Genomic DNA, 22,581 nt, shown 5'->3' on the forward strand with positions numbered 1-22,581 from the left:
GCGCGATGCCGGCGACATAGACGTAACCGGCCTTGAAGCTTTCGCCATTGTCCTTGATCGCCTGTTCGAGGGCGAGGCGGGCGAGGTCACGGTCCGACTGCTCGACCTGCGGGATCTTGTCGTTTTCGACATTGACGTCGAAGGCGACGACCTTGATGCCGGCATCGACCGCACGCTGGGCGGCTTCCTTCATGGATTCCGTCAGGCCGTGCTGGATGATGATGCCCTGCACGCCGAGCGCGATGGCCTGGTCGACCATGTCGGCCTGGAGGGCCGCGTCCTGGCGGCTGTCGAAGACCTGCAGCTGGACGCCGAGCGCCTTGGCCTGCGCTTCCACGCCGGCGAGGTACGACTGGAAGAAGTCGCCGGTCGAGAGATAGCGCACGAGCGCGATCTTCACGTCGCCGGGCTTGTCGAACGGCTTGGGCATATCCGCCGCAAAGGACGGCACGGCAAACGATGCCGCGGCCATCAGCCCGAGCGTCAGCTTGCCCAGGGTTCTACGCGTAAAATTCATGTCAGTCTCCTCCACTGGTGAACTTTGGTTATCCGCCGAGGCTCCCCCTCAGCGTTTGCCTCTTTTCGAGAGCGCAAAGGTGAAGATCAGGGCGATGACGAGCACGGCGCCCTTGACGAAATCCTGGGTATAGTAAGGCGCGTTCATCATCGTCAGGCCCTGAAGCAGGATGCCGACGAAGAGCGCGCCGATGGCCGTGCCGAAGGCGTTGGGCTTGGCGGCGCCGAGAACGGCGAAACCGATGAGCGCGGCCGCGACGGCATCGAGCAGCAGGTTGTTGCCCGAGGCGATATCGCCACGCCCGAGGCGGGCGGCGAGCAGGATACCGCCGATCGAGGCGAAGACGCCGGAGATGATATAGGCCGAGATCTTGTAGGCATTGACCGGCGCACCGGCGAGGCTCGCCGCCCGCTCGTTGGAGCCGACGGCATACATCATGCGGCCGAAGCGGGTATATTCGAGGAAGAACCAGATGACGATGGCGAGCACGATCAGCACCACCACAGAGACAGGCACGAGATTGGGCAGGATCAGATCGAAACGGTGGCGGCCGAGCGCCAGAAAGGCCGGGCTGAAAGCGCCGGTCGCCGTCGATCCGTCGGGCAGCGTCATGCCGGTGGCAATCGAGCGCCCCTCGGTCGGGATGCGCTGGAGGCCGAGCAGCAGGAACATCATGCCGAGCGTCGCCAGAAGATCCGGCACGCGCATATAGACGATGATGATGCCATTGATCAGGCCGACGAGCACGCCGACGGCAAGGCAGACCAGCGTCGCCGTCAGCGCGTCGCCGCCCATCACCACCATCACATAGGACGAGGCCATCATGGCCGTGGTGGCGACGGAGCCGATGGAAAGGTCGAAACCGCCGACGACGAGCGTCGCGGTGACGCCGAGCGCCAGAATGCCCGTGATCGACACGGATTGCAGAATGAACACCGCGCTCTGCGGTGAGGCGAAGCCGCCGGTCACCACCGAGAAATAGAGCACCATGCCGGCGAGCAGCACGAGGAAGCCGTATTTGATCGCGGTTTCCCGGATGTTGAAGGCGGCCGGCGGGACGGCGCCGGTGGAATTGCTCTGTTCGCTCGTCATCATGCACTGACCTGTTGATAGAATTGCCCGGCGATCTGCGAGAGCAGCCGCTCGACATCGATGTCGGCATTGCGGTGCTCGCCGACGATGGTCTGTTCCGACATCACCAGGATGCGGTCGGCGACCTCGAAGGCCTCGTCGAGTTCCGTCAGGAAAAGAATGGTGCTGCGCCCGGCGGCGGACGCGCGCAGTTTCGCGCCGATGTCGCGGCGGGCGGCAATGTCGACGCCCTGGAAGGGTTCGTCGAGGATCAGCAGGCGCGACGGCTCGGACAACCAGCGCCCGACCATGACCTTCTGCTGGTTGCCGCCCGACAGCGTCTGCATCTCGTCGCGCTCGCTGCGGCAGACGACGCCGAGTTCGGCGATCTGCCGGCGCGCCTTGGCTTTCTCCGCCCGACGGCTGGCAATGCCAAGGGACGACAGCCGGCGCAGGAACGGCAGGCTGATATTCTCGTAAATATTGAAATCCGGCACGATGCCGCTGATCGCGCGGTCCTTGGCGACGAGGAAGACGCCCTGGGCAATCGCCTGGCCCGTCGTCTTCGGCGCATAACGCTTGCCGTCCAGCGTCATCTCACCGGCCGCCGGTGCGCGGGCACCAAACAGCGTTTCGGCGAGCGCCGTCTTGCCGACGCCGACAAGGCCGGTGACGGCGACGATCTCGCCATCGCCGAGATCGAAATCGAAGGGCCGCGTCTGTTCGGACAGTTTCAGGCCGCGCACGCTGAACACCGGGCGGCCGGCCGCGCGCACCGCGACCTCGCCGGCGGAGACCTTTCGGCCGAGCATGGCATTGACCGCGCCTTCGTAATCGAGCTCGAGCCCTTCGAAACGGCCGGTAATGCGGCCGTCGCGCAGAGCGAGGATGCTGTCGGCGAGGCGGCGGATATCCGACATGCGGTGCGATATATAGAGAATGGCGACGCCGCGCACCTTGAGGCGATCGACGAGATCGAACAGGCGATCGGCTTCCGCGCTCGACAGCGACGAGGTCGGTTCGTCGAGGATCAGCACCTTCGGCTCATGCGCCATGGCCCGCGCGATCGCCACCATCTGGCGGTCGGCGAGCGTCAGGTCGTTGATGTTGGCTGTGAGATCGATGGCAAGGCCCATGCGCGAGGCGACGGCCGCCGCCTCGCGGCGCACCCGCCGCGGATTGAAGAACAGCCGCGCGCCGCGCCCGTTCAGCCGGTCGAGCGTCAGGTTGGTCGCGACGTCGAGATCGGCGACGACGCCGTCATTGATGTTCTGGTGCACGGTGACGACACCGGCGCGGATCGCCTCGGCCGGCGTCGCCGGATCGAAGGCGGCACCCGCCAGCGTGATCGTGCCTGCGTCCCGCGTGTAAACGCCGGAGAGGATGCGCACGAGCGTGGATTTGCCGGCACCGTTGGCACCCATCAAAACCGTCACTGCGCCTGCCTTGAGGTCGAGGTCCACACCCTGGAGAACCGTGACCGGCCCAAAGGATTTGCGCACGCCCTCAATGCGAAACACTGCCTGTTCGCTCATTTCCGCCTCCCAATGACGCCACGTTAGGATAGGCTCTCATCAAATGTCAAGGCCGTTGACATTTGACAGAATGATGCCTTAGCTGTGGGCAAGAACGGCATGGCGGCAAGCGGAGGCGACCGCCCCATGCGCAGGAGGAGAACATCATGAACAGTCCCGTCTTCGAGGCGCTGAGCGCCGAGACATTGCCGGAAAGGCTTGGCAGCAACGCCGCCCTCACCGAGAAGATCGGCCGTGATACGTCGCGCTGGACGGTCAAGGAAGTCGGTGACGGCAACCTCAATCTGGTCTTCATCGTCACGGGCGAAACGGGCGCCGTCATCGTCAAGCAGGCGCTGCCGTATGTGCGCCTCGTCGGCGAGAGCTGGCCGCTGCCGCTCAAGCGCTCGTTCTTCGAGTATCACGCGCTGAAGCGTCAGGGCGCGCGCGATCCCGGTATGGTGCCGGAGGTCCTGTTCTTCGACGAGGCGCAGGCCATCATCGTCATGGAATTCCTGACGCCGCATGTCATCCTGCGCCGCGCGCTGATCGACGGGCGCGAACTGCCTGACATCGGCCGCGACCTCGGCCTCTTCGTCGCCCGCACCCTCTTTCGCGGCTCCGACCTTTCCATGGTCACGCGCGAGAAGAAGGCGGATGTCGCGCTGTTTTCCGACAATGTCGAGCTTTGCGACATCACGGAAAACCTCGTCTTCTCCGATCCCTATTTCGAGGCCGCGCTCAACCGCCACACCACCCCGCAGCTCGACCCCATCGTCGCCGAACTGCGCGCCGACCGCGATCTCAAGGTGGAGGCGCAGCGGCTGAAGCACCTCTTCTCCGCCAAGGCCGAAACGCTCTGCCACGGCGACCTGCACACCGGTTCCGTCATGGTGACGGATGACGAGACCCGCGTCATCGACCCGGAATTCGCCTTCTATGGCCCGATCAGCTTCGACGTCGGCATGCTGATCGCCAATTTCTGGATGAGCTATTTCTCGCAGGCCGGCCACGAGGCATCGTCAGGCGCGCGCGACGGCATGCGCGCCTACCTGCTCGACACGATCGATACGCTGTGGGAGACGTTCCGCGCGGAATTTGCCCATCTCTGGCGCACCGAGCGCAAGGGCATCCTCTACCAGGCCAGCCTCTTCGAGGACCGCAACGACCCGCTCGCCGCCGAGCAGGCGCTCAACATCGTCATCGACGAGATCTGGCGCGAGATGCTGGGCTTTGCCGGCATCGAGATCCATCGCCGCATCCTCGGCCTTGCCCACAATGCCGATTTCGAAACCATCGCCGACCCCGACCGCCGCGCGCCCTGCGAAAGCAAGGCCTTGAAGCTCGGGCGTCACCTCGCCGTCAACCGGCAGCGCATCCACAGCCTCCGCGATATCCGCGAGACGGTGGAGCGGCTTGAAAAGGAGATCCTCGCGTGAAAGTCGGAGACCGCCACTACCATACGATCTGGCTGAACGAGGACGGTCGCGCCGTCGATATCATCGACCAGCGCTGGCTGCCGCACGAATTCCGCGTCGTCACGCTGAAAACCGTCGCCGATGTCGCCATCGCCATCAGAGACATGTGGGTGCGCGGCGCGCCGCTCATCGGCGTCACCGCCGCCTATGGCGTCGCTATCGCTATGGCCAAGGACGCTTCCGATTCGCATCTCGATGCGGTCTGGGAGGAGTTGAACGAAACGCGCCCGACCGCCATCAACCTGCGCTGGGCGCTGAATGCGATGCGCGAACATCTCAGCCCGCTGCCGGAAAGTGAGCGCGTGGACGCCGCCTATGCGCGCGCTGCCGAGATTGCGGAAGAGGATATCGAGCTCAACCGCGCCATCGGCGCCAACGGCCTCGATGTGATCCGCAAGATCGCCGCCGGCAAGAAGCCGGGCGAGCCGGTGCGCATCCTTACCCATTGCAATGCCGGCTGGCTTGCAACCGTCGACTACGGCACCGCGACCGCACCGATCTATATGGCCGTCGAGGCGGGTATTCCGGTCCATGTCTATGTCGACGAAACGAGGCCGCGCAACCAGGGCGCCTATCTCACCGCCTGGGAAATGAATGGCCACGGCGTGCCGCACACGCTGATCGTCGACAATGCCGGCGGCCACCTGATGCAGCATGGCGATATCGACATGGTGATCGTCGGCACCGACCGCACCACGGCGAACGGCGACGTCTGCAACAAGATCGGCACTTATCTGAAGGCGCTCGCCGCGCGCGACAATGGCGTACCGTTCTACGTGGCGCTGCCTTCACCCACTATCGACTGGACGGTGCATGACGGCGTCAAGGAAATTCCGATCGAGGAGCGCACCCCCGATGAAGTGAGCTTCGTGCAGGGCCGCGCCGCCGATGGCTCGATTGCGAGCGTCCGCATCTCGCCGGAAGGCAGCCCCGCCGCCAACCCCGCCTTCGACGTGACGCCCGCCCGCCTCATCACCGGCCTCATCACCGAGCGCGGCATCGCCACGCCCTCGCCCGAGGGCCTGAAGGCGCTCTTCCCGGAACGGAGCTGAGACGATGAGCCTGCCGAACCAGAAAACCACCGAGGAAATCGCGCTCGGCATCCGCCGCCGCGTGTTCTTCCACACAATGAAGCACAATGGCGGTTATCTCAGCCAGGCCTGCTCGGCCGCTGAAAGCCTTGCGCTGCTCTATAACGAAGTGCTGAAGCTCGGCGAACCGACATTGCCGAAGGTGCCGCTGCCGTTCCGCGGCGTGCCCTCGGCGCACAATCCGGATGCCTTCACCGGCGCCGGCTACCACGGCCCCATCGGCCCTGAATACGACCGCTTCTTCATCTCGCCCGCCCATTACGCGCTCGTCATCTATTCCGCATTGATCGAGACCGGCCGCATGGACGACCATGCGCTCGACCATTTCAACAAGGATGGCGGCTCGGTCGAGATGATCGGCGCCGAGCACAGCCCCGGCATGGAAGTGACGACGGGCTCGCTCGCACAGGGCCTTTCCATGGCCTCCGGTGTCGCCTGGGCGCGGCTGCGCAAAAAGGAGCCCGGCAAGGTCTGGGTCTATATGTCCGACGGCGAATTCCAGGAGGGTCAGACCTGGGAATGCCTTGCGGCGATGAGCTATCACAGGATCGACAATATCCGCGTCATCGTCGATGTGAACCGCCAGCAATGCGACGGGGCCATGTCCTCGGTGCTCGATCTCGGCGATCTTGCCGCGCGTGTCGCCGCCTTCGGCGTGACCTGCCGCTCGGTGGATGGCCATGATCTCGGCGCGCTGCGTGCTGCGGCGGAAAGTGCCGAAGCCGGCAAACCGCTCGTCATCCTCGCCAACACCTCGCCCTATCAGGGCATGGATTTCCTGAAGAAGCGTTTCCCGCGCCTGCACTATGTGCGTTTCAAGAGCGCGGAGGAGCGGCTGGAAATGCAGGCCGCGCTCGCCGTCGAACTCGGCATCGATCTCACCGCGATGGAAGGGGCCTGACCATGGTCGAAATCGTCAACCGTCCCTATGCCAGAGCTTTCGAGGCCTTCGCCACCGCACGCCCTGAAGTTCTTTGCCTGTCGGCCGACCTCACCTCCTCCTGCGAGGTCGACGGTTTTCGCGACCGGCATCCGGAACAGTTCCTGTCGCTCGGCATGGCCGAGCAGAACATGCTGTCCTTTGCCGGCGGCCTTGCCATGCAGGGGTTCCGGCCGTTCATCCATACCTTCTCGGTCTTCCTCTATCGCCGGCCCTATGACCAGCTGATCAACTCGATCGCCTATTCCAACCGCAAGGTCCGGCTGATGGGCTTTCTGCCCGGTATCACCACGCCGGGGGGCATCACGCATCAGGCCATCGAGGACATCGCGGTGCTACGCGCCGTGCCGAACATGACGATCCTCGAAACGGGCGATGCGACGGAAGTCGAGACCGTGCTGGAGGTCGCAGACAGCATCGACGGACCCGTCTATGTTCGCATCCTGCGCGGCGAGGTACCCCGCCTGTTCTCTACGCCTTTCGAATTCAACAAACTGCGCACGCTCTCGGAAGGGGATGACATCCTCGTCGTCTCCTCCGGCGTCTGTACCGAAGAGGCATTGCGCGCAACGGGGCCGATCGCGGCACGCGGCATCGGCGTCCACCATCTTCATGCCTCGACGCTGAAACCCTTCGATAGGGATGGCCTGCTGAAAGCCGCACGCGGCAAGAAGGGCGTGGTCACGCTGGAGAACCACACGATCGTCGGCGGCCTCGGCTCGCTGGTCGCGGAAATCCTGGCGGAGGAAGGGCTCGGCGTCCGCCTCAAGCGCCTCGGCCTCAACGACACCTTCGCGCATGGGGCTTCGAAGCCTTATCTCATGAAGAAATACGGCCTTGATGCCGGCGCGCTCGTCGCGGCGATCGAAAGCCTCGTCGGCAAGCAACTCACCATTGGCGACGAGGAACTGGCAGAGGTCCGTCTCGACCATGTGCATTCCGCGCAGAAGGCCGAGGCGCTCTGATGGCGGCGCGTTTCACGGTCACCTATTTCGTGCGCGCCGCCGACGAGGCGGAAGCCAAGGCACGCGCGCTCGACATCGCGCTGGAACAGACCGTGGAAATTCCGCGTAATGTCGTGCCGAAAGGTTATGTCGAGGACGAAATCCTCGGTCGCCTGGAAAGCCTGCAGAGGGATACCGAGGACCGACAGGGTTTTCTCGCCACGATCTCCTATTCGGAAGACGATGTCGGCGGCGATTTCCTGCAATTCCTCAACATCGTCTTCGGCAACAGTTCCATCAAGCCGGGGCTCAAGGTGGAGGATATCGGCCTCTCACCCGGCCTGCTCGCCCTCTGCACGGGGCCGCGCCACGGTATTGCCGGCCTGCGCGCCCGCGCCGGCATCGGCGAAAAGCCGCTTCTGATGTCGGCCATCAAGCCGGTTGGTCTTACGACCGCAGCCCTTGCCCGCCTCGCCCATGATTTCGCGCTGGGCGGCATGCATTTCGTGAAGGACGACCACGGTCTCGTCGACCAGAAGACGGCGCCCTTCGACGAACGGCTGAAGGCCTGCATCGAAGCGGTCGGCGAAGCCAATGCCAAGAGCGGCGGCAAAACGAGTTTCGTGCCCAACATCACCGGGCCCGCCACCGCGATCGTCGAGCGCGCGAAGCAGGCGCAGGAGCTTGGCGCAGGCGGCGTCATGATCGCGCCGGCGCTCGCCGGTTACGACATCGTGCGCACGCTCGCCGCCGATCCGGATTTTTCGCTGCCGATCGTCTCGCACCCGGCCTTTTCCGGCGCCAATGTCGTCTCGCCCGATTGCGGCTTCTCGCACCGCGCCTTCTTCGGCACGCTGCACCGCCTGATGGGCGCCGATGCCGTGGTCTATCCGAATTTCGGCGGGCGCTTCGGCTTCACGCGCGAAGAATGCCAGTCGATCGCAACGGCCTGCGCCATGGACATGGGCGGCCCGAAGGCCATCGTCGCCGCACCCGGCGGCGGCATGACCTTTGCCCGCCTGCCCGAAATGCGCGACGCCTACGGCAAAGACGTGATGTATCTGATCGGCGGTGCGCTGCTCTCCGAACCGGACCTCATCGGCGCCTGCAAACGCCTGGTCGCCGCCGTCGAAGCGTGACTCGTCAGGATTTGCCCGCGCCGGTCAGCTCGGTTCTTGCCAAAAGCCGCACGACCCAGTCAACAAAGACGCGTACCTTGTTGCTGAGGTGGCGGTTCGGCGGATAGACGATGTAGAGCGGGACGGGCTCGATATGCCAGTCGGGCAGCACCGGGACGAGCTGGCCTCTGGCAATGGGTTCGCGCGCCATGAAACAGGCGAGCGGCGCGACACCAAGCCCGGACAGCGCTGCGGCCAGATAGCTGCGCGCATCGTTGACCGAGAGAATGTAGCGGCTATTGATCTCCAGCGTCTCGCCATCCCGCGTGAATTCGAAGGGCATGATTCGGTTGATCTGTGCCAGGAAGTAGTTCACGCAGTGATGCGCCGCCTCCAAGTCGGAGGGATGCTCGGGCATGCCGAAGCGTTCGATATAGGCGGGCGCAGCACAGGCCACCAGGCCCATCTCCCCAACACGACGCGCGATCAGCGAGGCATTGCCCGGTGATCCCGCGCGCAGCGCACAGTCGACATTCTCCGCCAGATAATCCACGGTGCGGTCGCCCACCCCGAGATCGATGTTGATATCGGGATATTTCTCATGGAAATGATTGAGTTCGGGAATGATCAGCAGGTCTGCGAAAGCGCCTGACATTTCCACGCGCAGGCGCCCGCTCGGGCTCATGCGGGAATGCGACAGGCTGCCGTCCAGTTCGTCGATTTCGGTGACGATCTGGTTTGCCCGCTCGTAATAAAGCGCCCCGTCCGTCGTCACCATCACCCGGCGCGTGGTGCGGTTGAGCAGTTTGGTCTGAAGATGCGTTTCGAGATTCTGGATCAGGTTGCTGACGGTTGCCTTGGGCATGCCGAGCGCGGCGGAAGCGCCGGTGAAGCTACCCGTCTCCACCACCCGGAGGAAGACGCGCATCGCAGAAAGCTGATCCATGGAACATTCCCACATTGGAAGCTATGATTGTTCGAAATTTTGGACAGTGAAATCCGTTTTACCACACTTATCCGGGCAAAATGACTGACGATATAAATGGTGAGGGACCAGCTTATTTCCAAGCGGCCCACAGGACAAAATCGATGCCGGTAGAGATCAAGGATGTGACGTTCGACAAGGTGGCCATCGGCCCCGTGTCGGTGCGCGTCTATCAGGGCGCCGAATATGCAAAGGGCGCGCCTGTCCTGCTCTATTTCCACGGCGGCGCCTTCACGGAAACCGGGCTCAAGCATTGCCCGCTTGCCGAATGCATCGCCTCGACCGGCGCCATCGTCGCCGTGCCGGACTATAATGCGCTCGGCGGCGGCATCTTTCCGAAGCCGCTGGAAGTCGGCTTTTCGATCTTCTCCTATCTCGCCAAGAAGCGCGCCGGCCTCGGCGACCGCAAGTCGCCGCTCCTGATCGGCGGCGAGGAGGCCGGCGGCAACATCGCGGCCGGCGTGGCGCTCAAGGCGCGCGACCACTTCGCCGACGAACTCGACGGCCAGGTCCTGCTTTCGCCGCTGCTCGATCCCTTCATGGCCAGCCGCTCCTTCCGCGAGGCAGACGCCATCGGCATGCGCCAGCGCTGGGCGGATGGTTGGAGTCACTATCTCAGCGGCGGTGTGTGCCACCCCTATGCCGCACCCTGCCTGTGTTCGCGTCTTTCCGGTCTTGCCCCGGCGCTCGTGCTGACGGCCGCGGACGATCCGCTGCACGACGAGGCGCTGGGTTACGCCGATCGCCTCTCTCAGGCCGGCGTCAAGGTTCAGCAGCATGTCCTTCCCGCGGGAACAGGCTGGCCGATGATCTACAGCGGGACATCCAATGGAACCGGGCCCTGGGCCAGCAGCCTTGCCAGCCAGTTTTCCGGTTTTGTTCAAAATATTAGCATTCACTGATTTTACGGAACCCAAAGCATAGCGTGGCCTGAGGCCACAAGGAGAAAACAATGTTATCGAAGCGCAAACGCTGGGCCCTCACGGGCACCGGCCTGGGATTGCTCGCGTCCATTTTTGGCGCGGCTCTGATGGTTCAGGTTCCAAGCAAGCCCGCTAAGGCCGAAGCTGCGGCGACGGCCGAAGTGCCGGCCGTGCCGGTCACCGTCGCAGTGGTCGAGAACAAGAATGTCGTGACCTGGCAGGAGTTTTCCGGCCGCCTGGAAGCCATAGACCGCGTGCAGATCCGTTCGCGCGTCGCCGGCGCCATCCAGTCCGTCGACTTTCGCGAGGGCGCGCTGGTGAAGGCCGGCGACCTGCTTTTCACGATCGATCCGCAGCCTTTCCAGACTGCGGTCACGCAGGCCGAGGGGCAATATGCCTCGGCCGAGGCCCGCGTCAAACTCGCCAAGACCCAGCTCGAGCGCGGCGAACGCCTCGCCCAGAGCAACAGCGTCTCGCAGAGCGATATCGACCAGCGCCAGAACGCGCTCTCCGAAGCTGAGGCGAGCCTCAAGACGGCGCAGGCCGCACTCGACGCCGCCAAGCTGGAGCTCAGCTATACCGAGGTTCGCGCGCCGGTTTCCGGCCGCGTCGGCAAGGTGGAGATCACCACCGGCAACCTCGTCGCCGGCGGTTCGGCCTCCCCGGCCCTGACGACGCTGGTCTCCGTCGACCCGATCTATGCCGGCTTCAATGTCAGCGAAGAGACGGTCGCCGCAGCCCTCGCGGCGCTCCCCGCCTCCGAAGGCGCGCTTCAGCCGATCGAGCAGATTCCGGTCGAAGTCGGCACGCTCGCCGACGAGGGTACGCCGATCCACGGCAAGCTCCAGCTCATCGGCAACGAGGTGGACGCGGCAAGCGGCACCATCACGGTGCGCGCCGTCCTCGACAATCCGGGCGGCAGGCTGATCCCCGGCCAGTTCGTGCGCATCCGCATGGGTGAGCCGAAGCCCGAGAGCAAGATCCTCGTCAGCGAAAAGGCCGTCGGCACCGACCAAGACAAGAAGTTCGTCTTCGTCGTCGACAAGGACAACAAGGTCACCTACCGGCCGATCGTGCTCGGCAGCCTTTCGGGCGGCGAGCGCATCGTCGAAAGCGGGCTGGCCAATGGCGACAAGGTCGTCGTCAACGGCCTGCAGCGTGTGCGCCCCGGCGTCGTGGTCGATCCGCAGGAACAGGAAAGCGTCGCCTCCGTGAAGTAACGGAGGCCGGCGGGGCGCTGACGCGCCCTGCCCCATAACCCAAGCAAATCAATGTCCACCGGCGGTGCCTTGCCCGCCGGACAGGACCGTTCGTCCGAATTTCATCCTGGAGAGGGTGCCGCAATGAACATCTCCCGTTTCTTCATCGATCGCCCGGTCTTTGCCGGGGTGCTGTCGATCCTCATCGTGGTCGCTGGCCTGATCGGCATGCGCTCGCTGCCGATTTCCGAATATCCCGAGGTTGTGCCGCCCTCCATCGTGGTACGCGCCGTCTATCCGGGCGCCAATCCCGTCGTCATTTCCGAGACCGTCGCGACCCCGCTCGAAGAGCAGATCAACGGCGTCGAGGACATGCTCTACATGAACAGCCAGGCGACGTCGGACGGCGTGCTGACGCTGACCGTCACCTTCAAGCTCGGCACGGATCCGGACAAGGCCCAGCAGCTCGTGCAGAACCGCGTGTCGCAGGCCGAACCGCGCCTGCCGGCGGAGGTGCGCGCGCTCGGCGTCACGACCGTCAAGAGTTCGCCCGACTTCATCATGGTGGTCAATCTCGTCTCGACGACCGACCGCTATGACGTGACCTATCTGCGCAACTACGCCACGCTCAACATCAAGGACCGCCTTGCCCGCATCGAAGGCGCCGGCCAGGTCCAGGTCTTCGGTGCCGGCGACTATGCGATGCGCGTGTGGATCGATCCGCAGAAGGCGGCCGAACATGCGCTGGCCGCCAGCGACATCAGCAACGCGATCCGTGAACAGAACGTGCAGGCCGCCGCCGGCATCATCGGCGCGTCCCCGACACCCAACGAGGTGAACCTCCAGCTCAACGTCAACGCCCAGGGCCGCCTGCGCACGCCGGAAGAGTTCGGCAACATCATCGTCAAGACGGGCGCATCCGGCGAGATCACCCGCCTGCGGGACGTCGCCCGCGTCGAGATGGGGGCGGCCGACTACACGCTGCGCTCGCTGCTGGACGGCCAGCCAGCCGTCGCCATCGCCGTGCTTCAGGCCCCCGGTTCCAACGCCATCGAGATCGCCGACAACGTGCGCGCGACCATGGACCAGCTCCAGCTCGCCATGCCCGACGGCGTGAAATACGAAATCGTCTACGACACGACGGAATTCGTGCGCGCCTCCATCGACAAGGTCGTCGATACCTTGCTCGAAGCCATCGCGCTCGTCGTGCTCGTCGTCATCGTCTTCCTCCAGACCTGGCGCGCCTCGATCATTCCGCTGCTCGCCGTGCCCGTCTCGATCATCGGCACCTTCGCCGTCATGTATGCCTTCGGCTTCTCGGTGAATGCGCTGACACTGTTCGGCCTCGTGCTCGCCATCGGCATCGTGGTGGACGACGCGATCGTCGTCGTCGAAAACGTCGAGCGCAACATCGAAAACGGCCTTTCCCCGCGCGAGGCGACCTACCGCGCCATGCGGGAAGTCTCCGGCCCGATCATCGCCATCGCGCTCGTGCTCGTCGCCGTCTTCGTGCCGCTCGCCTTCATCAGCGGCCTTTCAGGCCAGTTCTACCGCCAGTTCGCCCTGACCATCGCCATCTCGACGGTCATCTCGGCGATCAATTCGCTGACGCTGTCGCCGGCGCTGGCCGCCCTTCTTCTGAAGGATCACCATGCGCCGAAGGACTGGCTGACGCGCCTCATGGACAGCCTGTTCGGCTGGTTCTTCCGCGGCTTCAACCGGGCCTTCAACGCTGCCGGCAACGGCTATGGCCGCACCATCGGCGGGCTCGTCACACGCAAGTCGCTGGTCATGATCATCTATCTCGCCCTCGTCGGCGCCACCTACACGGTGTTCAACGCCGTGCCGGGCGGCTTCGTGCCGGCGCAGGACAAGCAATATCTGGTTGGCTTCGCCCAGTTGCCCGATGGCGCCACCCTCGACCGCACGGAAGACGTCATCAAGAAGATGAGCGAGATCACGCTGGCGCAGCCCGGCGTCGCCCATGCCATCGCCTTCCCCGGCCTGTCGATCAACGGTTTCACGATCGGCTCGAACTCCGGCATCGTCTTCGCCGTGCTCGACGATTTCGAGGAGCGCAAGACGCCGGAGCTCTCCGGCGGCGCGATCGCCATGCAGCTCAACCAGAAATTCGCCGGCATCCAGGACGCCTTCATCGCCATGTTCCCACCGCCGCCGGTCAACGGTCTCGGCACGACGGGCGGTTTCAAGCTGCAGATCGAGGACCGCGCGGGCCTCGGCTACGGCGCGCTCAACGAGGCGACGCAGGCCTTCCTCGGAAAAGCCTACCAGACGCCGGAACTGGCCGGCCTGTTCTCCAGCTTCCAGATCAACGTGCCGCAGCTCTATGCCGATCTCGACCGGGCCAAGGCCCAGCAGCTCGGCGTGCGGGTGACGGATGTGTTCGAGACGCTGCAGATCTATCTCGGCTCGCTCTATGTCAACGACTTCAATGCCTTCGGCCGAACCTACAGCGTGCGCGTCCAGGCCGATTCCGCTTTCCGCGCCAAGCCGGAAGATATCGGCCAGCTGAAGGTTCGCTCGCAATCCGGCGAGATGATCCCGCTCGCCGCGCTCCTGAAGGTGGACGCGACGACGGGACCGGAGCGCACCACGCGTTACAACGGTTTCCTCGCCGCCGATATCAACGGCGGGCCGGCGCCGGGCTTCTCTTCAGGCCAGGCCCAGGCGGCCGTGGAAAAGATCGCTGCCGAGACGTTGCCCGCCGGCATCGACTTCGAGTGGACGGACCTGACCTACCAGCAGATCCTCGCCGGCAATTCGAGCATATACGTCTTCCCGCTCGCGCTGTTGCTGGTCTATCTCGTGCTGGCCGCCCAGTATGAGAGCCTGACGCTGCCGATCGCCATCATCATGATCGTGCCGATGGGCGTGCTCGCGGCGCTTGCCGGCGTCTGGTACACGGGCGGCGACAACAACGTCTTCACCCAGATCGGCCTCGTGGTGCTGGTGGGACTGTCGGCGAAGAACGCGATCCTGATCGTCGAGTTCGCCCGCGAACTGGAATTCGAGGGACGCACGCCGATGCAGGCGGCGATCGAGGCCAGCCGCCTGCGCCTGCGGCCGATCCTCATGACCTCCATGGCCTTCATCATGGGCGTCGTGCCGCTGGTGCTCTCGACGGGGGCGGGTTCCGAAATGCGCGCCGCCATGGGTCTCGCCGTCTTCTCCGGCATGATCGGCGTCACCTTCTTCGGCATCTTCATGACACCGGTCTTCTACGTCCTGCTGCGCCGCCTCGCGGGCAACCGCCCGCTCGTCCAGCACGGCCGTTCGACAATGGCCGACGACGCGGAAGGTGTGCCGGCCGTGCAGCACTGACGATAGCGGCGCAGGGAAGAGCCGGGGCCTAGACCCACCATCGGGCAGGGCGGTTCTGCTCACGCAAAACGATCCGGGGTCGCAAACGCGGCCCCGGATTATCGATATCTTGTGCCGGACGGCGAGAGACGCATCTTCCGTGTTGAGTTTTCCCTGGTGAAGGACGAGGATCGGCCGTCCATTCATTTTGGAGTTTCCCATGACCTCAGTTGCAGTTCTCGTCGGCAGCCTCCGCAAGGAATCGTTCAGCCGCAAGATAGCCAAGACCTTTGCCGCACTGACGCCCAGCCTGACCTTCGATTTTCTCGATATCGGTGCTGTCTCGTATTTCAACCAGGATCTCGAGGCCTCACCACCTGCGGACTGGACGACGTTCCGCACCGCGATTTCGACCGCCGATGCAGTGCTTTTCGTGACTGCCGAATACAATCGCTCGGTTCCCGGCGTGCTGAAGAACGCCATCGACGTCGCGTCGCGGCCCTATGGCCAGGGCGCGCTGGCTGGTAAACCGGCCGCGATCATCTCGACCTCGATCGGCGCAATCGGCGGCTTCGGCGCCAATCATCATCTGCGCCAATCGCTGAGCTTTCTCAACATGCCGGTGCTTGGGCAGCCGGAGGCCTATATTGGCGGCACCGGCGGATTGTTCGACGAGGCCGGTCAGTTGACGAACGACGGCACACGCGATTTCCTGGTCAATTTCGGGAAAGCCTTCGAGGCGCACATCGCGCGCAATCTGCCGCGTTAGGTCTTTCGGACCATAAAAGCCACGCTGTTTTCAAACGCGGGGCTTTTATATCCGGTTGCGGGCCCTGACGGCCCGTACCGTCTGCGCAACATTCTCCGCAACGAAAACCGCATGCTCCGTCACTTGCGGCAGCCCCATTAGTTCGCCGAACGTACCGCGTGCCAATGGGCCTGCGACATAAAGTGTTTCTGCCGCGTCCCCACCCGCACCGATGGTGCGGCTTTGCTCATTGACGGCGATACCGAGGCCGACAGCATCCGGTTGCAAGTTTCCCGCTTCGGCGAGGCTTGCCAGGAATGGCTGGCTTGAGAGCACCGATACGTGGCCGGGGCCGGTGGTGATGACCACGCTGTCGACCTGCCTTTGGAACGGTTCCCCGCCACGGCGGGCACGAAAGTCCACGACGATTCCGCCGTCCGCCGAACGGTTCACAACCGATATGGCGGCTGCATGGAAAGCGAGTGTGCCATCCGCCAGACGCCGGTCGATGACCGCTTCGAGCTGGGGCGCGATGCGGAAACGGTGCACGTCCCAATAGGGCCGCAGGAAACGCACGAGGCGCCGGCGCTCGGCGACCGGCAAGGCGCGCCAGATATCGCCGCCCTGCCCACGAAGCCGATCGAAAACCGCGTGCCAGCTCACCCCTGCGGCCTGCGCTTCGGCGAGGGTATTGCGGACCCGTCGAAGCAAGGCGCGCGCCGAGCACGCGGGCGGATCGAGGAAATCGCCGGACGGTTCCTGTGCGGACAGATTGTGCCCGCGCGAACGAAGCCCGCGGCGCGAGACGGCGGTGATGAGCCCACGATGGCCGCCGGCATCGAGCGTTGCGATCACATCGGCCGCCGTCAGCCCCGTTCCCACGATCAGCACCCTGTCCTCCACACCGATGCCGGAGAGGGCGCCGGGCACGGTGGCATCGGGAACGTAACCGGCATGGCCGGCAAGAACACGATCGACAGCGGCAGGCGGCTGCGGGCTGGGGTGCGTCGTCGCGAGAACGACGATATCGGCCTCCAGCACCGAACCGTCTTCCGCCGCGATGTTCCAGAGGCCGGCGGGAGACCCTGTCAGCGCCCGAACACGGCTGCGGCGATGCTCGATCGCGCCGCTGGCGACAAGGGGAGCAAGGCTGTCGGCGACATAGCGGCCGAAGGCGAAGCGGCGCGCAAAGGCGTGCCCATCTGGCGTAATGGCGTCCGGATCATCGGCAAGGGCGCCGCTGCTTTCGAGCCAGCGCTGAAAATGATCGCCGTCCTCGGGCACGAGCGTCATGCGCGACGCCGGCACGTTGATGCGGTGCGCCCGTTCATCCGTATCATAGGCGAGGCCGCCACCGAGCACCGACCGGGGTTCGAAGACGACGATCCCAGCGGCACCGCCGGCAAGCTTGCCTGCGAGATGATAGGCACAGGCCGCCCCCGTGAAGCCGCCGCCGATGATGGCGACGACGGGCGTTGCATGGCTCTGGTCCACAGTCACGTCCGGAAGGGACATCGGCATTGACACTGTTTTACGCGCCGATCGATTTCAGCGCAGGAACACGTTCGGCATCGCGCCGCTTCACGGCTTCGATATCCCGGTAGCCGTCGGCCGGATGGGTTTTCGGCAGATAGGGTCCCTCGCCGAACAGCTTTTCCCGCAATGTACCCTGCCTGTAGGCCGTCGGATAGGCATCGCGTTTCTGCAATTCCGGCACGATATGGGCAACGACGTCCTCGAAGCTGTCGGGCGTCACCGCATAGGCGAGGTTGAAACCGTCGACATCCGTGTCGGCCACCCATTCCTGCAGGATATCGGCAATGCGCTCCGGCGAGCCGACAAAGACGGGGCCCATGCCACCGATGCCGCCGAACTGCGCGAGCTCGTCGATGGTCCAGGACTTGTCGCCGCCGGCAATGTGCTCGACGAAGGAATGGATGGCGTTGGTCTCGATCTTCTCGACCACGTCCGTGGGCGCATATTGGCCGAAATCGATGCCGCTCCAGCCGGACATGAAGGTCAGCGAGCCGTCATAGGAGACGTAGCTCCTGTAGTCCTCGAACTTCTTCTGCGCCTTTTCCTCGGTCTCGTCGGTGATGACGGTGACCAGCGTATAGATATAGACCTTCTTCGGATCGCGGCCGGCCGAGGCGATGCGCTGGCGAATATCGGCGACATAGGCCTTGAGCACCGATTTCGTCGGTGCGGCGACGAAGATGCATTCGGCATGGGCTGCGGCAAACGCCTTGCCCGGACCGGAGGCGCCGGCTTGATAGAGAACCGGTGTGCGCTGCGGCGAGGGCTCGGTGAGGCCGTAGCCCGGCACCTCGAAATACTTGCCCTTGTGGCCGATCTCGTGGACCTTTTCCGGATGGGTGAAGATGCGCCGGTCACCGTCGCGCACCACCGCCCCCTCCTCCCAGGAGCCTTCGAGCAGCTTGTAGAGCACCTCGACATATTCGGCGGCGACCTCGTAGCGATTGTCGTGCCGGCGCAGGCCGCCTTGGCCGATATTCTTCGCACCGCTCTCCAGGTAGGAGGTGACGATGTTCCAGCCGATACGGCCCTTGGAATGATGGTCCGCCGTCGCGAGACGGCGGGCGAAGGTATAGGGATGCTCGAAGGAGGTGGAGGCGGTGATGCCGATGCCGAGATGTTCGGTGGCGAGCGCGATGGGGGCCGCAAGCTGAAGCGGATCGTTCACCGGAAGCTGCGCGGCTTGATGGATGGCGTGGTAGTTCGAGCCCTTGTAGACATCGTAGTAGCCAATGACATCGGCAATGAAGATACCGTCGAAAACCCCGCGCTCCAGCGTGCGGGCGAGATCCTGCCAATAGTCCAGGTCCTTGTATTTCCAGGACTTGTCGCGCGGATGCGCCCAGAGGCCGGGGGACTGGTGGCCCACGCAGTTCATGTCGAAGGCGTTGAAGCGGATGTGGCGTGCCATAGATCTCTCCAGCGAACGAGGATGCCTGAGGGCATCGACCGGGAGCGAAGATAGCGTCTTCCGCATTCAAATACAGAAATTCTATCTTTTATATAGATTAATTTCCGGAATGGCTTTTCTGATTACGGGCCGAAGTCTCGGGGAGCGGCATCCACGCGATCTCCAAACCGGTTGGATCACCAATAAAAAAGGCCGCAACCCCAAGGGGATTGCGACCAGGTGACCACCCCCACCACGAGGCTGGATTTCAGAGCGCGCCGTTCTTCGGCGGCGTGACGCCATTGAGGTGATAGTTGCCGACGACGTGATACTTCCAGCGCACCGGATCGTGCAGCGTATGGGTACGGGCGTTGCGCCAGTGGCGCTCGAGATTGAGGCCGCGCTTGGTGGCGGAGGTGCCGGCCAATTCGAAGAGCACGTTGGTCGCGTCGATGGCAAGCTCGCTCGTCAGCACCTTGGCGGCAGCCACCGCAAGCGTCGCGGCGACGGCATTGTCCGCGGTGAGATTGACCTGCGCCTGGTCGACCTTGCGCCCGGCCCGCTCCAATGTCGCCTCGGCCGCCTCGACGCGGATGGCGAGTTCGCCGATGCGAGCGATGGTCAGCGGATCGTCGGCGGCGCGCTCGACCCCGCTGCCGGTCCACGGCCGCGCCTTGTCGCGAACATAACCGATCGTCTCTTTCAAGGCCGCCCGCGCAATACCCAGATCGACCCCGGCATGGATAATCTGGCCGACCGAACCGATCGTGCCGGGGCGTTCGAAACCCTTCTGGTGCGGCACGACAGCATCGGCCGGCACATAGACGTCGCGCAGGATCGTCGTGCCGCTGCCCGTCGTGCGCTGGCCGAAACCGTCCCAGTCGTCGACGATTTCGATCCCCTCGGTCCCGCGCGGGGCGAAGGACATGGCGAGGCGGTCCTCCGCATCGAGCGCGAAGATCACCACCCAATGGGCAAAGAGCACGCCTGTGGAATAAAACTTCCGCCCGTTGATGCGAAAACCTGCGCCGTCGGGCGTAATGCGGGTGTTGTAGTCGCCCACCGTCTTCGTGCCGACCTCGGAAAGCGCATTGCCGAAACGATCACCGGCCAGTGCGCGGCCGAAATAGAAGCGCTTCTGCGCCTCGCTGCCATCATGGCGGAGCGCCTCGAGAATGTAGAAATGGTTCTGCGGGATCTGCCCGATCGAACTGTCGGCCTCCGACAGGATCGCCGTGACCTCGGCGAGTACGGAATTGGAAACGTCGATGCCGCCATAGTCTGCGGGAACGGTGATGGCGAGCAGGCCGGAGGCCGAAAGCCTGTCCAGCTCCTCATGCGGCAGCGCCCGCTCATAGTCCCGGCGGCTCGCGCCGCCAACGAACTCGGCGGCCAGTGTGCGGGCGACGGCCAACGCCTCGTCCTCGCTGGCGATGCGGTGGGCGGTGTCCTGGGGCTCGGCGAGCCTGATAACGCTGCTCATGAGAAATCCTTTCGAAAGACGCGGGATCGGGCGCAGGCGGCGGCCTTGCGATTGGCGAAGCTGATGGCCGTCATGTATTCTACAAATTAAATGGACTATTGGCCGGAGACAGGCAGAATTTTCCAAAGTTCCGGCCCATCGAGAAAGAAACCGCACTGGCTGACGGCACTGCCGCGCCAAGGCTGTTTCTCACGGCGCGGCGCGCGTGCGAAAAGCGCCGGCGGGGTGACGGTCCGTCAATCGGTCGCCTCCACCGAACAGCCGGTTGCGCAGGCTACCCTCGCCATAGGCGGTCTTGTAGCGGCCGCGCTCCTGCAGCACGGGCACGACGAGATCGATGAAATCCTCGTAGCTTTCAGGCGTCACTGTGCGCGCCAGGTTGAAGCCGTCCACCTCGCCCGCGTCGATCCACGCTTCCAGGGCGTCGGCAACCTGATGGGCATCGCCGACAACAAGCGGATAACGCCCGCCAAGCGCCATGCCCGAAAGAATGGTGCGTTTGGTCCAGCCGCGTTCACGCGCCAGATCGACGGAGGTCTGCACGAAATTGCCCTTGCCGTAGGTGATGGGCTCGTCGAGGTCGTATTGCGAGAAATCGATGCCCGTGCCGGCGGAGAAATGGGCAAGCCCCGCCTCCGGGCTCGCATGGCGCACATAATCCTCGTATTTTTCCCGCGCTGCCTTTTCCGTGCGGTCCACGACGACGGTGATGCCGGCAAAGATGCGCACGTCCTCGGCCCTCCTCCCCGCCTCCACCGCTCCCTGCCGGATCGCGCGCGCGGCCGTGCGGGCGACCGTGGTATCCGGCGAGGAGATGAAGACGCATTCGGCATGGCGTGAGGCAAACTGCCGTCCGCGGCCGGACGTACCTGCCTGATAGAGGACGGGCGTGCGCTGGCGCGACGGTTCCGAGAGATGATAGCCCTCCGCCTTGAAATACGTGCCCTCGTGCCGGATTTTCCGCACCCTGGCGGGATCGGCATAGACGCGCGCGGCACGGTCGCGCCGCACGGCATCGTCATCCCAGCTGCCCTCCCATAGCGCATAAAGCAGGTCGAGGCATTCGTCCGCCCGGTCATAGCGCGTATCGTGCTCGCCAAGGGCAGCCTGGCCCACGGCGCGCGCCGCACTGTCGAGATAGCCGGTCACGATGTTCCAGCCGATGCGGCCGTCCGTCAGGTGATCGAGCGTCGAGAGGCGCCGGGCGAAGATATAGGGCTCCTCGGCATGGACATTGACGGTCACGCCGAAGCCGAGCCCTTTCGTCACCGTCGCCATGGCCGAGACCAGCATCAGGGGATCGTTGACCGGAAGCTGGATGGATTCGCGCAGCGTCAGGTCGACGGACTGCTGATAGACATCATAGACCCCGACGATGTCGGCAAGGAACAGCCCGTCGAACAGGCCGCGCTCCAGCGTCGCGGCGAGCGACGTCCAGTAGTCCAGCCTGTTGTAGTCGCTCGACCGGTCGCGCGGATGGGTCCAGAGGCCATGGTTGATGTGGCCGACGCAGTTCATGTTGAACGCGTTGATAAGGATTTCCTTTGCCATGGATCGTGTCAGATCCAGGAATGCAGCGGCGGCTGCACGCCGTTGAGATAATATTGCCCGACCGCGTGGAACTTCCAGCGCACCGGATCGTGCAGCGTGTGTGTGCGCGCATCGCGCCAGAAGCGATCGAGATTGTGCACGCCGAGCGTCGAGCGCGTGCCGGCAAGCTCGAACAGCTTGTTGGCGGCGGCCAGCGCCACCTCCGTCGTCAGCACCTTCGCCTCGGCGACCGCGATCTTCGCTTTGCCGATCGTCTCGTCGTTGACGTCGGAAATCGTTGCATCGAGCTCACGGCCGGCGCGCTCGAGCAGCGCCTCGGCGGCGTGCAGGCGGATCTTCAGATCGCCGATGGCGGCGATCGTATAGGGATCGTCGCCGGCGCGGTCGGAGCCGCTGTCGATCCACGGGCGCGCATGGTTGCGCACGAGATCGATGGTCGCTTCGATGGCGCCGCGAGCAATGCCGGCATCGATGGCCGCGTGGATGAGCTGGCTCTGCGGGCCGACGGCGCTCTGGTTCTCATAGACGATATGGGCGGGTAGCACGCGGCTTGCCGGAATGGCAACGTCATCGAGGATCACCGTGCCGCTCGCCGTGGTGCGCTGGCCGAAGGCCGACCAGTCGTTGACGACCTCCAGCCCCGCCGTATCCCGATCCGCGACGGAAACGACGACGTGGCCCTCCTCGTCCAGCGCCACGATGGGCACGAGATGGGCGAAGAGCGCACCCGTCGAATAGAACTTCTTGCCCGAGACCACGAAGTGATCGCCCT

18 protein-coding genes are annotated in these 22,581 nt (G+C 64.4%); 9 read left to right on the forward strand and 9 right to left on the reverse strand.

Annotated elements, in window-relative coordinates:
• The 3 genes from ACOZK4_RS19700 to ACOZK4_RS19710 all read right to left on the reverse strand — a co-directional run.
• The coding region (locus ACOZK4_RS19700; RefSeq protein WP_421593353.1) for a substrate-binding domain-containing protein at positions 1–517 on the reverse strand (517 nt) is incomplete at its 3' end.
• Between the two features lie 48 nt (positions 518–565).
• Positions 566–1,609, reverse strand: coding sequence for an ABC transporter permease (locus tag ACOZK4_RS19705; protein ID WP_421593374.1), 1,044 nt, complete (start codon positions 1,607–1,609; stop codon positions 566–568).
• Positions 1,609–3,123 carry a sugar ABC transporter ATP-binding protein gene (locus tag ACOZK4_RS19710; protein WP_421593355.1) on the reverse strand — a complete coding sequence of 505 codons (1,515 nt, stop codon included), beginning with the start codon at positions 3,121–3,123 and terminating at the stop codon, positions 1,609–1,611. The genes ACOZK4_RS19705 and ACOZK4_RS19710 overlap by 1 nt, the downstream gene beginning before the upstream one ends.
• Positions 3,124–3,269: 146 nt before the next feature.
• On the opposite strand from ACOZK4_RS19710, the gene mtnK reads away from it, so the two are divergent.
• From mtnK to ACOZK4_RS19735, 5 genes are read left to right on the forward strand one after another with little or no spacing between them, the layout of a single operon-like run.
• Complete coding sequence (mtnK, locus tag ACOZK4_RS19715; protein WP_421593357.1) at positions 3,270–4,541, forward strand: S-methyl-5-thioribose kinase; 1,272 nt, start codon at positions 3,270–3,272, stop codon at positions 4,539–4,541.
• Positions 4,538–5,632: an S-methyl-5-thioribose-1-phosphate isomerase gene (mtnA, locus tag ACOZK4_RS19720; RefSeq protein WP_421593358.1), complete on the forward strand. Its 1,095-nt coding sequence runs from the start codon at positions 4,538–4,540 to the stop codon at positions 5,630–5,632. Before mtnK ends, mtnA begins: the two co-directional genes overlap by 4 nt.
• A gap of 4 nt (positions 5,633–5,636) precedes the next feature.
• Positions 5,637–6,572, forward strand: a complete 936-nt coding sequence (locus ACOZK4_RS19725) for a transketolase (protein WP_421593359.1) — start codon at positions 5,637–5,639, stop codon at positions 6,570–6,572.
• 2 nt (positions 6,573–6,574) lie between these two features.
• Entirely contained in the window at positions 6,575–7,576 is a 1,002-nt protein-coding gene (locus ACOZK4_RS19730; protein ID WP_421593360.1) for a transketolase family protein, read from the forward strand.
• Positions 7,576–8,694, forward strand: a complete 1,119-nt coding sequence (locus ACOZK4_RS19735; RefSeq protein WP_421593361.1) for a RuBisCO large subunit C-terminal-like domain-containing protein — start codon at positions 7,576–7,578, stop codon at positions 8,692–8,694. Before ACOZK4_RS19730 ends, ACOZK4_RS19735 begins: the two co-directional genes overlap by 1 nt.
• A gap of 4 nt (positions 8,695–8,698) precedes the next feature.
• Here ACOZK4_RS19735 and ACOZK4_RS19740 read toward each other — a convergent pair whose 3' ends face one another.
• Positions 8,699–9,619: a LysR family transcriptional regulator gene (locus tag ACOZK4_RS19740; protein WP_421593363.1), complete on the reverse strand. Its 921-nt coding sequence runs from the start codon at positions 9,617–9,619 to the stop codon at positions 8,699–8,701.
• Positions 9,620–9,762: 143 nt separating this feature from the next.
• Between ACOZK4_RS19740 and ACOZK4_RS19745 the strand changes: the two genes are divergently transcribed.
• From ACOZK4_RS19745 to ACOZK4_RS19760, 4 genes are all read left to right on the forward strand, one after another.
• Entirely contained in the window at positions 9,763–10,560 is a 798-nt protein-coding gene (locus ACOZK4_RS19745) for an alpha/beta hydrolase fold domain-containing protein (RefSeq protein WP_421593364.1), read from the forward strand.
• 50 nt (positions 10,561–10,610) lie between these two features.
• Entirely contained in the window at positions 10,611–11,801 is a 1,191-nt protein-coding gene (locus ACOZK4_RS19750; protein WP_313530896.1) for an efflux RND transporter periplasmic adaptor subunit, read from the forward strand.
• 123 nt (positions 11,802–11,924) lie between these two features.
• Positions 11,925–15,122, forward strand: coding sequence for an efflux RND transporter permease subunit (locus ACOZK4_RS19755; protein WP_421593365.1), 3,198 nt, complete (start codon positions 11,925–11,927; stop codon positions 15,120–15,122).
• A 199-nt stretch (positions 15,123–15,321) separates the two neighbouring features.
• Complete coding sequence (locus ACOZK4_RS19760) at positions 15,322–15,870, forward strand: NADPH-dependent FMN reductase (RefSeq protein WP_421593367.1); 549 nt, start codon at positions 15,322–15,324, stop codon at positions 15,868–15,870.
• Between the two features lie 45 nt (positions 15,871–15,915).
• On the opposite strand, the gene ACOZK4_RS19765 is transcribed toward ACOZK4_RS19760, so the two are convergent.
• From ACOZK4_RS19765 to ACOZK4_RS19785, 5 genes are all read right to left on the reverse strand, one after another.
• A complete protein-coding gene (locus tag ACOZK4_RS19765; RefSeq protein ID WP_421593369.1) occupies positions 15,916–17,370 on the reverse strand; it encodes an FAD/NAD(P)-binding protein in 1,455 nt (484 codons plus the stop codon).
• A 10-nt stretch (positions 17,371–17,380) separates the two neighbouring features.
• Positions 17,381–18,796, reverse strand: a complete 1,416-nt coding sequence (locus ACOZK4_RS19770) for an LLM class flavin-dependent oxidoreductase (RefSeq protein WP_421593370.1) — start codon at positions 18,794–18,796, stop codon at positions 17,381–17,383.
• A gap of 247 nt (positions 18,797–19,043) precedes the next feature.
• The gene (locus ACOZK4_RS19775; RefSeq protein ID WP_421593371.1) at positions 19,044–20,258 is read right to left on the reverse strand and encodes an SfnB family sulfur acquisition oxidoreductase; all 1,215 of its coding nucleotides are present in this window, start codon (positions 20,256–20,258) and stop codon (positions 19,044–19,046) included.
• 189 nt (positions 20,259–20,447) lie between these two features.
• Positions 20,448–21,809 (reverse strand): LLM class flavin-dependent oxidoreductase, encoded by a 1,362-nt coding sequence (locus ACOZK4_RS19780; RefSeq protein ID WP_421593372.1) that lies wholly within the window; start codon positions 21,807–21,809, stop codon positions 20,448–20,450.
• Between the two features lie 8 nt (positions 21,810–21,817).
• Positions 21,818–22,581, reverse strand: a 764-nt coding sequence (locus ACOZK4_RS19785) for an acyl-CoA dehydrogenase family protein (protein ID WP_421593373.1), incomplete at its 5' end; no start/stop codon positions are given.

The organism is Shinella sp. M27, from assembly GCF_049199905.1.
Taxonomy (GTDB): domain Bacteria; phylum Pseudomonadota; class Alphaproteobacteria; order Rhizobiales; family Rhizobiaceae; genus Shinella.

What these genes read in the sequence shown, in the direction of transcription:
- ACOZK4_RS19705 (WP_421593374.1), bottom strand. Translation starts at nt 1,609, where the DNA reads ATGACGAGCGAACAGAGCAATTCCACCGGCGCCGTCCCGCCGGCCGCC.
- ACOZK4_RS19710 (WP_421593355.1), bottom strand. Translation starts at nt 3,123, where the DNA reads ATGAGCGAACAGGCAGTGTTTCGCATTGAGGGCGTGCGCAAATCCTTT.
- mtnK (WP_421593357.1), top strand. Translation starts at nt 3,270, where the DNA reads ATGAACAGTCCCGTCTTCGAGGCGCTGAGCGCCGAGACATTGCCGGAA.
- ACOZK4_RS19725 (WP_421593359.1), top strand. Translation starts at nt 5,637, where the DNA reads ATGAGCCTGCCGAACCAGAAAACCACCGAGGAAATCGCGCTCGGCATC.
- ACOZK4_RS19730 (WP_421593360.1), top strand. Translation starts at nt 6,575, where the DNA reads ATGGTCGAAATCGTCAACCGTCCCTATGCCAGAGCTTTCGAGGCCTTC.
- ACOZK4_RS19735 (WP_421593361.1), top strand. Translation starts at nt 7,576, where the DNA reads ATGGCGGCGCGTTTCACGGTCACCTATTTCGTGCGCGCCGCCGACGAG.
- ACOZK4_RS19740 (WP_421593363.1), bottom strand. Translation starts at nt 9,619, where the DNA reads ATGGATCAGCTTTCTGCGATGCGCGTCTTCCTCCGGGTGGTGGAGACG.
- ACOZK4_RS19745 (WP_421593364.1), top strand. Translation starts at nt 9,763, where the DNA reads ATGCCGGTAGAGATCAAGGATGTGACGTTCGACAAGGTGGCCATCGGC.
- ACOZK4_RS19750 (WP_313530896.1), top strand. Translation starts at nt 10,611, where the DNA reads ATGTTATCGAAGCGCAAACGCTGGGCCCTCACGGGCACCGGCCTGGGA.
- ACOZK4_RS19755 (WP_421593365.1), top strand. Translation starts at nt 11,925, where the DNA reads ATGAACATCTCCCGTTTCTTCATCGATCGCCCGGTCTTTGCCGGGGTG.
- ACOZK4_RS19760 (WP_421593367.1), top strand. Translation starts at nt 15,322, where the DNA reads ATGACCTCAGTTGCAGTTCTCGTCGGCAGCCTCCGCAAGGAATCGTTC.
- ACOZK4_RS19765 (WP_421593369.1), bottom strand. Translation starts at nt 17,370, where the DNA reads ATGCCGATGTCCCTTCCGGACGTGACTGTGGACCAGAGCCATGCAACG.
- ACOZK4_RS19770 (WP_421593370.1), bottom strand. Translation starts at nt 18,796, where the DNA reads ATGGCACGCCACATCCGCTTCAACGCCTTCGACATGAACTGCGTGGGC.
- ACOZK4_RS19775 (WP_421593371.1), bottom strand. Translation starts at nt 20,258, where the DNA reads ATGAGCAGCGTTATCAGGCTCGCCGAGCCCCAGGACACCGCCCACCGC.
- ACOZK4_RS19780 (WP_421593372.1), bottom strand. Translation starts at nt 21,809, where the DNA reads ATGGCAAAGGAAATCCTTATCAACGCGTTCAACATGAACTGCGTCGGC.